Source organism: Psychrobacter sp. APC 3426 (genome assembly GCF_030408035.1).
In the GTDB taxonomy this organism is placed as follows: domain Bacteria; phylum Pseudomonadota; class Gammaproteobacteria; order Pseudomonadales; family Moraxellaceae; genus Psychrobacter.
Window position 1 is genome coordinate 47,558 of the sequence record NZ_JASDCF010000014.1, and the last position, 13,441, is coordinate 60,998.

The window sequence follows — 13,441 nt, forward strand, 5'->3', positions numbered from 1 at the left end:
AGCTTATATGATGTGACTCTGAATTGTTTACCTTGCGACTGGCAATAAGATTGATTACACACGCCAATCATTTTCGTCGCTGCTTTTATGTTTAAAAAATTGAGATTACGTCATGTATCAATATAACTACGCTGACCAAGCCTTGGTAGAAGAACGAGTCGCCCAATTTCGCGACCAAACCGAACGGTTTTTGGCAGGCGAGCTGCCAGAAGAGCAATTTTTGCCGCTGCGTTTGCAGAACGGTCTTTATATCCAGCGTTATGCGCCTATGCTCCGTATCGCCATTCCTTACGGCTTGCTTGCCAGCTATCAGCTACGCAAATTGGCTGAGATTACCCGTAAGTATGATAAAGGCTATGGGCACATGACCACCCGTACCAATATGCAGCTGAACTGGCCAAAACTTGAAGAAGTGCCAGATATTTTGGCGGAGCTGGCATCGGTACAGATGCATGCCATCCAAACCTCAGGTAACTGTATCCGTAATACGACAACGGATCCTTACGCCGGTATTCATAAAGAAGAGATTGCCGATCCACGTCCTTATTGTGAGATTATTCGCCAGTGGTCAACCTTTCATCCTGAGTTTGCCTTTTTACCGCGCAAATTTAAGATTGCCGTCATTGGTACCGCCAATGATCGGGCAGCGACGCAGGTGCATGATATCGGACTGCATTTAAAAACCAATGAAGAAGGCGAGCTTGGCTTTGAAGTGATCGTTGGTGGTGGCTTAGGACGTACGCCAGTGATTGGCAAAACCATTAATAAATTTTTACCACGCCATCATTTACTCAGCTATTTAGATGCGATTTTGCGCGTCTATAATCTGCATGGTCGCCGCGATAATAAATTCAAAGCGCGTATCAAAATATTAGTCGAGAGCATGGGCGGTCCTGCCTTTGCTAAACTGGTCGACGCTGAATGGGAAGCACACACCAAAGATGGCTCATTAACTCTAACCGATGCCAACTTTGACAAAGCCAGTAGTTATTTTACCGAACCTGATTATCTAAGCTTTGATGCGCTCCAAGTACAGTCGGACTTGCAGCAGCAATTAAACGCTGATAAAGACTTTGCCAATTGGTATAACCAAAATACGGTCGCCCATAAAATTGCAGGTTATCGCGCCGTGGTGATTTCGTTAAAAGCAGGGTTGGTCAATGGTAAGTACGTGCCTTCAGGTGATATCAGTGAGTCGCAAATGGACGCCCTCGCCGATTTGTCTGATCGTTATAGCTTTGGTGAGTTGCGCGGTACGTATCAGCAAAATCTGGTATTCGCTGATGTGCAAACCAATGAGCTTTATGAATTGTGGCAGCAGCTATCAGATTTGCATTTAGCACGCGCCAATATCAACACCCTAACCGACATGATTGTCTGCCCAGGTTGGGATTATTGCTCACTGGCCAATGCGACTACGCACAATATCGCTGAGCAAATCGAAAAGCAGTTTGATGATTTGGATTACTTGTATGATCTTGGTGATATTCGCCTAAACATGTCAGGCTGCATGAATGCCTGCGCCCACCATCACACAGGTGATATCGGTATCTTGGGTGTGGACAAAAAAGGCGAGCACTGGTATCAGATTAGCCTTGGCGGTAACTCTAGTAATGACGCCAAATTGGGCAAAATCTTAGGAAAAGCGGTGCCAGCGGATGATGTGGCCAGCACGCTACAAACCATTTTAGATGTGTATCTCGATATACGCGGCACTAACGAACAAGATGTTGAGGGTTTTGGTGACGTGATTGACCGCGTTGGTATCGCCCCCTTTAAGGAGAAGGTCTATGGCTAATCATCATGTGCTCGATAGCCATGGCGCAGACATCAGTGGCGAAGATACTTGGCAAGCGCTAGCGACAGCGCAGCTGCCTGACGGTATCGCGTTATCAAACCTGACCTTACTTGAGCTGTTACACAAACAAGAAAAAGTTGATGTACTTGTCCCACTAGCAGATTTATTAAATGCTGATGGAAAACTGGCAAACGGTTTGCTAGAGCAAGTATTGGATATCCTCAAGCAGCACAGCAGCCGATTGGGTGTGTGGATCACATCCAACACCGATGCTGATGATCTGTCTGATGTAAAAGAATTTTTATTGACGCAAGACTTGATCGTCATTCATGTCCCAAGTTTTGTGGATGGTCGCGGTTTTAGTTTTGCACAGACCCTGCGTCAGCTTGGTTATGAAGGTGATATTCGCATGGCAGGCGCGTTTGGTCGTGATCAAATCGCTTATTTGCTGCGCGCTGGTGCTACTAGCTTTGTACTCAATGAGCATGATGCTAAATCTGATATTAGCCAAGCGTTCACTGCCCTAGCCAGTAGCTATGATGGTCGAGACGCTTCAGCATTACCGATGTTCTCAAAAACCTAAACTCAATATTAAAGACCCATTTTTATAGTAACTATTATTAAGGAATGTATTATGAGCCAATTACACCCAAACCTAGATATCGACCAAGCCAACCAAGACCTGCAAGGTAAGTCACCTGAGCAAATCGTTGAGTGGGCACTGACTCAAGCAAAAAACCCAATCATCACGACCAACTTCCGTCCATATGAATCAGCAATTTTGCACTTGGTTGCCAAACAGCGTCCTGATATCACGGTATTGTGGGTAGACTCAGGCTATAACACCGATGCGACCTATCAGTTTGCCAACAAATTGATTCGTGATCTTGATCTCAACGTCGTGACGTATATTCCAAAACAAACCGCTGCCCATCGTGACGCCACCATGAATGGCATCCCAGGCATTGACAACCCGCAACATGGCGAGTTCACTGAACAAGTGAAACTTGAGCCATTCCGCCGCGCCCTTGCTGAGCTAAAGCCTGACGTATGGTTTAACGCGATTCGTAAAGACCAAACAGAATTCCGTCAAGGGCTTGATGTACTTAGCTTATCAAAAGACGGCGTACTAAAGGTAGCGCCATTGTTTGAAAAAACAGATGCTGATCTAGACGTGTACTTAGATGAGCACAACTTGCCAAACGAGCATGACTACTTTGATCCAACGAAAGTAGAAGAAAGCCGTGAGTGTGGCTTGCATACTCAGCTGTAATATTGCTGACTTAATAAATCACCATGTTTGAATGTAAAAAGCCCTTTTAAAGAATAAAAGGGCTTTTTTTTATTTAGATAGCTTATGATTTTTTAGCGAGTTATTTACGTCCCAGCACCCAACCTCCATCCATAAAGACGTTCGAGCCGTGCATATAGTTTGAGTCATCGGATGCTAAAAACACAGCAAGCGCTGCAATTTCTTCAGGCTTGCCAGCACGTTTAGCTGGTATGCGATTTAGACGCTCATCCTCAATACCGTCCGTCATTGGGGTTTCGATAAAGCCTGGCGATAGAATATTCACCTTGACGCCTTGACTACCGAAATCAAATGCCAACTGCTTGGTAAATCCTAGCACTGCATGCTTTGAGGTCACATAAGCGGAACCGCCTGGGCCTGCCATTTGCGTGGCTTGGGAGCCAACATTAATAATGGCTCCATGCCCTTGCTTGATAAAGTGCGGAATCACCGCTTTTGAGGCAAGATATGGCGCTTTGACATTAATAGCCATCAATTTGTCATATAAATCTTCCTCTAACTCGACGGCATTATCATAAGCGTCATGGATGCTGGCACCATTATACAAGATGTCAATTTGACCATAAGTTTCTAAGGCTTTATCGACCACCGCTTGAATCTCTGCTTTCTTTGTCACGTCAGCATGCACAAAGATAGCTTCTTGACCTTTATCTGTCATGTCATTGACAATGCGCTTGCCGTCTTCATCATCGCGCCCCGTGACGACTACTTTTGCACCCTCGTTAGCATACGCTTTCGCAGTCGCTTCGCCCAGTCCTTGATGTGCCACCAAATATAATGGCTACTCTGTCTTGTAATTTCATAGTGCTTATCCCTATTTTATGTATTGTAAATTTAATTTCTTATCTAATTGTCTGTGGATTAGATTAACATAGTCATCTAACACTCAATGTTAGGCTATGTTGGGTATTTTTATAAGCCGAAATAACGTTTCGTTAACGTCTTATTGTTTAACATTGAGGTATTCTATGGCTTGCCTTAGTGGGCTACACGTCATTAAGCTGACTTTTTAAAGCCAAATCATGGACGAAGTTGCCCAATCCTTATAGGCACTCGCGCTCATCAATATGGATATTTGTTATGCCCTTTATAAAAAAAATCGATTCATTCTATGAAAAACTGCACGATAAGCTGCCAGCTGTAGGTAAAGCAGCCTCCTTTTTGACCGGTACAGGCGTCCTCACGGCCAACAGTGCGATGGTTGGTCTGCCTATTTGGAGCTTAGGCGCGGCAAAAGTATTGACTGGAGCAAAAGCGGCTGATGATGCATTAATTGCGATTACCAAGTACTGGATTAATAGTAATAATGCCGTGATTGACCACGCACTACCCCATAAAGACTGGCGCATTAACCTGCCCGACGATTTGAGCGAAGACAAGCAGTATCTACTGGTAAGTAACCATCAATCGTGGGTTGATACCAGTATCGTACAATATATCAGCCAAGATACGCTTCCTTTAACGCGGTTTTTTACCAAGTTTAATTTGATTTACATTCCTGTTATCGGTCAAGCTTTTTATTTCTTAGACTTTCCGATGATGAAGCGCTTTTCTGCCAAAGCGATGGCCAAGAATCCAGATCTTAAAAAACAAAACTTAATTGAGGCCAAGCGTGCCTGTCGTCAATTAAAAAACAAACCTTTTGCCTTATTGAATTACTTAGAAGGCACGCGCTTTACTAAAGAAAAACATGACCAGCAGAAATCCCCTTATCAGCATTTATTAAAACCCCGCGCTGGCGGGTTGTCATTGGCGCTTAATGCGTTAGGCAATGAATTGGATTCTATTTTAGATATCACAATCGTCTATCCAGACGGTGCGCCTGACTATGATGATTTATGGAAGGGCAATATTCGCCGCTTGGGAGTCGATGTGACTCGCTTAACCATACCGGACGAATTGTTTTCTGCCATCATGGACGGCGGTTATGACCGTGACGAGGCTACTAAAAAAATGATGTTTGATTGGTTAGAGGATATTTGGCAACAAAAAGATGCTCGTATTACTAAGATGCTAAGTGAATTTGAATAGGTTGTTTTATATTATTCAATCTAGTCCTTAAACGCAAAAATCTAATATAAATAACAGCCACAAGCTCAAGAATTAGCTTGTGGTTTTTCACCTCTCTCCTCTCTACTTTAAAGACTCAGCTATTCCACATATCATCAAAACATCTCTCTATCATGACAAAAACGAATATGCTAATGCCAATTCACTGCATGAGACGTAGCGCGTGATACCTCATAATGGTGGCATATTTTATATTGATTGAATCATTGGTGATGCTATGAACACCTTTCCCTTATTTTTTAAATTAGATGACCGCAAAGTATTGATCGTTGGTGGCGGTGATGTCGCGCTACGTAAAGCAGACTTACTCAGTCGCGCTGGAGCTTGTATCACAATTCTTGCACCTAGTATCAGCGCTGAAATACAAGCCTTGCTCAGCCACACTAAGTACAAAGCCAAGCATGCACTTATTTATGAAAACTACAATAAAGCTTACATGACAGGTGCGCGCGTTATTATCGCCGCGACTGATGACGAAGGGCTGAATCATCAAATACATGCTGATGCTACCGAACTCAACATTCCAGTAAACGTGGTTGATACTCCGCATTTATGCGACTTTATATTTCCTGCCATTGTCGATCGCAATCCCATTGTGATTGGTATCTCCTCTAATGGCAAAGCGCCGGTACTCGCACGTTTACTGCGTGCACGTCTTGAAACTCTAATTCCGCAAGGTTATGGCAAACTGGCCAAACTTGCTGGTGAGTTTCGCGCGGAAGTCAAAACCAAAATACCAACCCTTACCGGACGTAGGCAGTTTTGGGAGCGCGCCTTTGAAGGTGACGTCAGTCAGCTGATGTTTGCGGGTAATGAAAAGGAAGCTGCTGCCCAATTGCAAGCGGATTTGGATCATACAGCAGCAGCTATCAGTGCGGAAAATGCAGTAGACAATACATCTACAGAATCCCAAACCGTAAAAAATACAATGGGCGAAGTTTATATCGTTGGTGCAGGCCCTGGTGATCCAGAGCTGCTTACCTTTAAAGCGCTGCGCCTCATGCAGCAAGCCGACATTGTCTATTATGATGCGTTAGTTTCTCCGCAAGTATTGGATTTATGCCGCCGTGATGCCGATAAAGTGTTTGTTGGTAAAAAACGCAGCAACCATGCGGTCGCGCAGCTTGGTATCAATGAGCTGCTAGTCAATAGTGCGAAAGAAGGTCGACGCGTCGTTCGTCTAAAAGGCGGCGATCCCTTCATCTTTGGACGTGGTGGTGAAGAGATTGAAAGCTTACGTGCGCATGGCGTCCCTTATCAAGTAGTACCTGGTATCACTGCTGCTAATGCTGCTGCAAGCTATGCAGGAATTCCGCTGACTCACCGTGACCACTCACAATCAGTACGTTTCGTCACTGGATTTTTGAAGGCTGGCGCACCCAACAGTAATTTTAAAAGCTTTTTAAATACCGATGAGACCGTCGTGTTTTATATGGGTTTGCATTCGCTAGCGCGTTTGACTGAAGGTTTAATTGACGCAGGGCGCAGTAGCGACACCCCAATTGCTATCGTCTCTAACGCCAGTATGCCCAATCAGCAAGTATTAACTGGTACGCTTGAGACTATTGTTGCTCAGCAAGAGCAGAACCAACTGCCCACGCCAGCTTTATTAATTATGGGAGACGTAGTTGCATTGCATCATGACTTGGCTTGGTACAATCTACATCTGCAGCAGCATGAGCAAAGTCTAGCTAATACTGAAAGTAATTGGCTGCGTGGCGGGACAGCAACAACACCAAAGGGTAAAGCTGTTAATCAACAAGCTCATGCGTTATCAATGATTACTACTCTTTCTGAGTCAAAAGAAGATAGTTTAGAGCATTTGGTTATTGGCTAGTGCGATCTGCATATTTTAAAAAGCCAAGCTAAGAATTATTAGCTTGGCTTTTTTTATTTTAATTTTTACCGGATAACCTTGATGCTGATTAATAAAACTATTGCTTAAACCAACCAAAGGCATTTTTGCTTCTATCATAGTCAAAACAGAACTCTGGATGGTACTTAGGGTCATAATCGTATGCGTTGCGATAAGCATATATATTACCCTTAAAACAAAACTCATTAGACGCTTTATCAAAATCAAATTCTATCTTTTCGCCTTTAGCATTGACGGATTGAGTTGCCTCACCAAAACTCCAATAAAATGGCGTTACTGTTTTTTTGTTTTTGTCTACACTGACCATTTGATAGACATTACTACCTTCTGGCTTATAAATATAAAGTAGTCTATCATTTGCGAAGTTTGCTTTTCGAGCCTTCATTACGTTTGCGAAGGTTTCCATACGTCCATCAGCACAAAAATCTTCATCATCATGATCAAAATTGCAGTTCGTAACGGTAATACCATATCTTGTTTTTGAGTTATTATCTGCTATAGCGGTTGTGGAAAACAGCACTGCTACACTAGCCAGCATAGCACTTGAGACTCTTATTCTTGAGGATTTGATATATTCAAACATACTAATTCCTTTTTAAATTGACAATATCATTTTTTACAACCAAACTATTGTATTCTAAAATAGGAAACAAAGTTGATTTATTTGGTCACTAATAAACTAACTTTTTAAGTCAGAGCAAACCCCACCAATTCTTGCTAGAATAATCGCTGTCTCTTATCCATTATTAAGCGCAACTATGTCCACACCTGCCGATACCAAATTCATGCCTGCTAAACCTTTAAACATCTTACACACCTCAGATTGGCATTTGGGGCGCAGGCTGTACGGCCGTATGCGTTATGAAGAATTTGAGGCCTTTCTTGACTGGTTATACGACACCATTAGCGCGCAAAAAGTCGATGTCCTTATCGTCGCCGGTGATATTTTTGACACCATGACGCCGAGTAACAGAGCACAAGCGCTATATTATGAGTTTTTAGGGCGCGTATCTAGATCTTGCTGCCAGCATATCGTCATCGTCGCGGGCAATCATGACTCCCCTACTTTTTTGGATGCACCGAGTAACGTGCTTAAGTTTTTAAATGTGCATGTCATTGGCACCGCTTGTGAAGACTTAAACGATGAGGTCTTGGTGTTAGACGATGCTGACGGCACACCACATTGCATCATCGCCGCAGTCCCTTATCTGCGTGATAGAGATGTACGCAGTAGCAGCGCTGGCGAGTCCGCAGATAGTAAAGATGCCAACGTTATCAAAGGCATTCGCGCTCATTATGATGAAGTGGCTAGCATTGCCAAAGCGAAGCAAACTGAGTTAGCCGAAGCAAACCAGCGTCACATTCCTATCATCGCCACAGGGCATCTATTCGCAGCAGGTGGTACGACTACTGAAGATGATGGTGTGCGTGAACTTTATGTCGGCTCCCTCGGCAAGATCTCCGCTGATATGTTTGATGAAGGGTTTGACTATGTCGCACTTGGGCATTTGCATGTCCCGCAGCGTGTCGGTGGTCGTGAGAGCATTCGCTATTCAGGCTCGCCTATCGCCATGGGCTTTGGTGAGGCTAAGCAACAAAAGCAAGTATTGCTAGTACAGTTTGGCGCAGTAGAAAATTATTTTAGCGATCAAAAATTAACCTCAAATAGTTTCGCTGAAAGTATTACTTTTCAACTTGCCAATACAGTGACCAAGATTGAAAAGTCGGTAGAAAAAGCCGCTAAAAAAGTAGCAAGTCGGTCAACTGGTTTTATAGATGACTTGTTTGACTTTGATGACTCAGTAGAATCAGTAGAGGGCAAAGAGAGTGATGTAAAGGAAGAAAGCACGGTTGAAGAAGGTTTAACTCAAACAGGTGCTAAGTTAGCATATCAACTGCTGCATGATGATGAGTCACGTCAGATGCAAGTGGTTTCCCTACCCATTCCAACATTCCAAAAATTGGCGCAAATCTCAGGTGATCTGGAGTCTATTAATAAGACTATCGATAAAACCATTCAAGCTCTTGATGCAACAGAATCTGTTTGGCTTGAAATTATTTATACGGGTGATGACGTGGTCAGTGAGTTGCGTGAGCATATTCAGGCGATGGTAGATGGTTTGCCGTGTGAAGTATTAAAAATTAAAAACACGCGCACCTATAATAAAGTTTTGAACCAACAGCAAATCTCTGAGACCCTACAAGATTTAAATGAGGAAGAAGTATTTGAGCGCTGCTTAATTGCTCACAATATTCCTGATGAGCAAAAATCATCCTTACGTGACGCCTATGATCAAATTGTTTATAACCTGCGTCATGAAGATACTCAGGCCGAATAATAGCAGCGCATTTAGATGCTAACTTCTTACCACTATTATCTTCATAACTGTTCTATATAAAAATAAGACCTACCCATGCGACTGATTGAACTACGACTTAAAAACTTAAACTCCCTAAAAGGCGAATGGCACATTGATTTTAGTGATCCGGCTTTTTTAAATGAAGGCATTTTTGCCATTACTGGGCAGACGGGCGCGGGCAAGACCACCATCTTGGATGCGATTTGCTTAGCACTATATAGTCAAACGCCAAGATTGGGTGATATTACCGGCTCAACGAACGAAATCATGACCCAAGGTACGGGGGAATGCTCGGCAGAAGTCATCATCGAGATAGATTCCAAACGCTATCAATGCTACTGGTACCAGCATCGCGCCCACAAAAAAGCCAAGGGCAACTTATTACCGATTAAGCATGAGATTAGTGAGGTCAAAACTGGCAAGATTTTAGAAGAGAAGAAATCTAAGACATCCGCCTATATTCAAGACCTAATTGGCATGGATTTTAATCAATTTACCCGCTCTATCATGCTAGCACAGGGCAGTTTTGCCGCGTTTTTAAAGTCTGATATTGGCGATAGAGCAGCGATTTTAGAGAAAATAACGGGCACTGCTATCTATGCCAAAATATCGTTAAACGTCCATGAAAAGAAACGCTTTGAGGAAGAAGTGCTGGGTAAGCTACAAGCGGGCGTTGATAGCTTATCATTATTAAGTCTTGAAGATGAAAAGCTACTGGCAGCAGAGTTCGAGACTCTTAATCAACAGCAAAGCACACAACGGCAAACATTCAAAACACTGAGTGAGCAACTGCAATGGCTGGATAGTGTTGAACAGCTACAGCGAAATCTATCGACCTATCAGACCGATTTTGCAGCAGCTCAGCAGGCTCAGCAAGCCTTTACTCCAGAAGCGCAGCGCTTAGATGTTGCTAATAAAGCCCTAGAGATTGACAGCCAATTTCGAGAGCTGAGCTATAGCCGAGAGTTGGTCAAGCGGTTGGACACTGAACAACAAGATTTGCTCAGTAAGATTCCATCTCAGCAAGAAGCGCTTGCACAAGCCACGACCCATTTAAACAGTATTAATATCATTGAACAACAAGCTACAGACAGTCTGCAAGCCACTCTGCCCATCATTGCAAAGACACGCGAGTTGGATGCTGAGATAAAACAGCACTCCCATTCTTTGGCAGACGATAAGCAACGTAAAGACGTATTAGTCAATAATACGCAACGATTACGCCAAGAAATAGCCAGCCATGGACAAACAGAGCAAGAGACTAAGGCTCAACTTAGTAGTATAGAAAAGTATTTTAGCGATTACCAAGAGCTAAACGACCTCGATACAGATATGGCGACCTTTGATAGCAGCTGTACCCGATTAAAGGCGCTGCTAGAAGATAATGTTAACTTAACGACGAATAAGCTTGCGCATGATAATCAAGCCAGTCAGCTACAAGGTCATTTCGATAAGCTATCTAAGCAACAAGAAGCAGATGAATTGTTAATTAAGCAAAAACGCGAGCAATTGGTCAGCGTACAACAGCAGCAAGACGCACTCATCGAAAAACAATCTCTCGCTAGTATGCGCGGCGAGCAAGAGCAAATCGATCAGATCAACACTCATATTGCGCAAGCAAGCTTTAAGTTACAGCAGCTGTCTGAACTTGCTCGCCAAATCAAAAAAATCAACCTCTCGCTACCGACGCTAAACGAGGAATTAACGACCTTAGTAGGAATGATTGCTGGTCATCAATCAAATATTCAAAACGCCAAACTTAAACGCCAAGAAAAGCAAGAGCATCTGAGTTTACTACAAAAGGTCGCTAAGCTTGAAGACTACATAGCAGAACTAGAAGATGGATTGCCCTGCCCACTTTGCGGTGCGCATGAGCATCCTTATAGCAAACATCATCCATTATTAGATAGTAATAATATCGATGATAATGTCGAGCAAAAACAGTCGTCCACAATAAAACAGACTAAGACGCAACAAACTCAGCAGAAAATAGCTGAACTAGAAACCGCTATTGATAACCTTGAGCAGGCTTTATCAACATATAATATTGAATATGCCACAAAGAAGGAGACGCTTAACAACCAAGAGCAACAACTAACGCCCTTACAGCAGAAATCCGAAATATTACATGGTGATATCCAGTCTTACCTATCGTCACTATTTGAGTCTAAAAATAATTACTCTGAAACAATCGCAGCAATTATCAATACTCTTACTCAGATAAACGATGATATTAATACGATCATCACGAATATAGATCATAGCTTATCCTTATTAGACACCGCCAAACATGATCTGACTGAACATAAACAGTCTCTTAAAATTATAGTGGTCGAATATGACAGCCTAACTGAAAGTGCGGCAAAGCTCAGTACTGCCATCGAAACCGATGAAAAACAGCAACAGGCAGTTAGTCGCGATATTAATAATCTAACAACTGACATCAAGCTTAACTCACAAAAAATTGATGGAATAAAAGATAAGATCACCGCTAATTTCTCAGAGCTAGCGCCCCTGATGACTACCGTTTCATCTCTAACGCATAAATACCCAACAGATAAATATAAAGAGCACTTAACTACAGCGCTCAATGCGGCAGGCTTATCTGACGCACTTATGCAGCTGCGTCATAGTTTTGATGAGCAAACGGTAATAGGCAGCGTAGATTATGACCGTCATATTGAAAAACTACGTCAACAGCGCAGCGCTTTAAACCAGTTAAAGCGACAATTTAATGAGCAGAAAGACCGTCAGCAGCAGCTAACCAATACCTTAAGCAGTTTGACTGCACAGATTGAAACCAAGCAAGCACAGCTGAGCAATGATGACACAGCGCTCAAAGAACTAGAGAGTCTAATTGCTCATAAGACCAAGGCTATCGAGAAATTAAAGCACGATAGAAAAGATATTTTTGCAGATAAAAATACAGACAATGAAGAGACTCAATTACGCAGTGCGGTTGATGCAGCTAAAACCAAGCAAGTAGTCGCACAAAGGCAGTTAGATACCATACAGCAGGCTCTAGAGCAATTGACACTTAGAGAGAAACAGCTAGATACAGAGCTTCAGTCGGCGACTACCACATTGAACACGCAGCAAAGCGCCTTTTCTGATTTACTCGCAGAGTCACAGTTCGTCAATGAAGCTGCTTTTTTGAGTGCCCGCCTACCTAAAGAAGAGCGCGAAGCACTACATAAACGTAAATTAGAGGTTAATAATGCATTGCATCAAGCTAAGTTGCAGTTGGACAGCACTCAGCAAGCGTTAGAACAAAAACTTGCCAACCCCATGACAGATGAAAGCCAAGAAACGCTTGCAAGCCAGCATCAGCAAATACAAACGGATATCGACGAGTTAAGTCAAAAAATCGGTGCGATTGACCAAAAGCTCAAGGATAATGACGACCGTAAAGGTGAACAAGCAGCACAGCTGATGGCTATCAATGAGCAAAAACAGAAACTACAAGTTTGGCAGCAGCTACATACGTTAATTGGTTCAGCTGATGGCAAGAAGTATCGTACCTTTGCTCAAGGCTTAACGTTTGAGGTCATGATCAGCCATGCCAATACGCAATTACAAAAAATGAGTGACCGCTATCTGCTCATTCATGATGACAGTAATCCACTTGAGCTCAATGTTATTGACAATTATCAAGGCGGTGATATTCGCAGTACCAAAAACCTCTCTGGCGGCGAAGGTTTTATTATCAGTTTGGCACTGGCACTTGGGCTATCGCAAATGGCCAGTCACAACATTCGCGTCGACTCGCTATTTTTGGATGAAGGCTTTGGCACACTTGATGAAGAGTCACTTGATATTGCGCTCGACACCTTAACCAACTTGCAGCAAGAAGGTAAACTTATTGGTATTATCTCGCACGTACAGGCGTTAAAAGATCGTATCCTAACCCAAATCAAGGTTGAAAAACTCTCGGGCGGCTTTAGCCAAATTAGTGGTCAAGGCTGTCGCCGAGTTACCAATGCTACCGACGAAAAAGCCTCGTAAATTAAGACAGTCGTTAATGC

9 protein-coding genes are annotated in these 13,441 nt (G+C 43.0%); 7 read left to right on the forward strand and 2 right to left on the reverse strand.

The features are described 5' to 3' along the window. Window positions 1-112 precede the first annotated feature (112 nt). The 3 genes from QL919_RS08630 to QL919_RS08640 are packed head-to-tail and all read left to right on the forward strand — an operon-like array spanning window position 113 to window position 3,071. Complete coding sequence (locus tag QL919_RS08630; RefSeq protein WP_290189146.1) at window positions 113-1,798, forward strand: nitrite/sulfite reductase; 1,686 nt, start codon at window positions 113-115, stop codon at window positions 1,796-1,798. Beyond that, window positions 1,791-2,381 (forward strand): DUF934 domain-containing protein, encoded by a 591-nt coding sequence (locus QL919_RS08635; protein WP_290189147.1) that lies wholly within the window; start codon window positions 1,791-1,793, stop codon window positions 2,379-2,381. The genes QL919_RS08630 and QL919_RS08635 overlap by 8 nt, the downstream gene beginning before the upstream one ends. Before the next feature lie 51 nt (window positions 2,382-2,432). Beyond that, window positions 2,433-3,071: a phosphoadenosine phosphosulfate reductase family protein gene (locus tag QL919_RS08640; RefSeq protein ID WP_101205909.1), complete on the forward strand. Its 639-nt coding sequence runs from the start codon at window positions 2,433-2,435 to the stop codon at window positions 3,069-3,071. Window positions 3,072-3,171: 100 nt separating this feature from the next. Here the strand turns inward: QL919_RS08640 and QL919_RS08645 are convergent, their stop codons facing one another. After that, entirely contained in the window at window positions 3,172-3,879 is a 708-nt protein-coding gene (locus QL919_RS08645; protein ID WP_290189160.1) for an SDR family oxidoreductase, read from the reverse strand. Window positions 3,880-4,190: 311 nt separating this feature from the next. Here QL919_RS08645 and QL919_RS08650 point away from each other — a divergent pair, with 311 nt between their 5' ends. Both QL919_RS08650 and cysG read left to right on the forward strand, forming a co-directional pair. After that, window positions 4,191-5,141 (forward strand): acetyltransferase, encoded by a 951-nt coding sequence (locus tag QL919_RS08650; protein WP_290189148.1) that lies wholly within the window; start codon window positions 4,191-4,193, stop codon window positions 5,139-5,141. 256 nt (window positions 5,142-5,397) lie between these two features. Next, the gene (gene cysG, locus QL919_RS08655; RefSeq protein ID WP_290189149.1) at window positions 5,398-7,017 is read left to right on the forward strand and encodes a siroheme synthase CysG; all 1,620 of its coding nucleotides are present in this window, start codon (window positions 5,398-5,400) and stop codon (window positions 7,015-7,017) included. A gap of 97 nt (window positions 7,018-7,114) precedes the next feature. On the opposite strand, the gene QL919_RS08660 is transcribed toward cysG, so the two are convergent. Further along, entirely contained in the window at window positions 7,115-7,639 is a 525-nt protein-coding gene (locus tag QL919_RS08660; protein WP_290189150.1) for a hypothetical protein, read from the reverse strand. 175 nt (window positions 7,640-7,814) lie between these two features. Between QL919_RS08660 and QL919_RS08665 the strand changes: the two genes are divergently transcribed. Beyond that, window positions 7,815-9,395 (forward strand): exonuclease SbcCD subunit D C-terminal domain-containing protein, encoded by a 1,581-nt coding sequence (locus QL919_RS08665; RefSeq protein WP_290189151.1) that lies wholly within the window; start codon window positions 7,815-7,817, stop codon window positions 9,393-9,395. 75 nt (window positions 9,396-9,470) lie between these two features. Further along, entirely contained in the window at window positions 9,471-13,421 is a 3,951-nt protein-coding gene (locus QL919_RS08670; protein ID WP_290189152.1) for an AAA family ATPase, read from the forward strand. The last annotated feature ends 20 nt before the right edge of the window (window positions 13,422-13,441 follow it).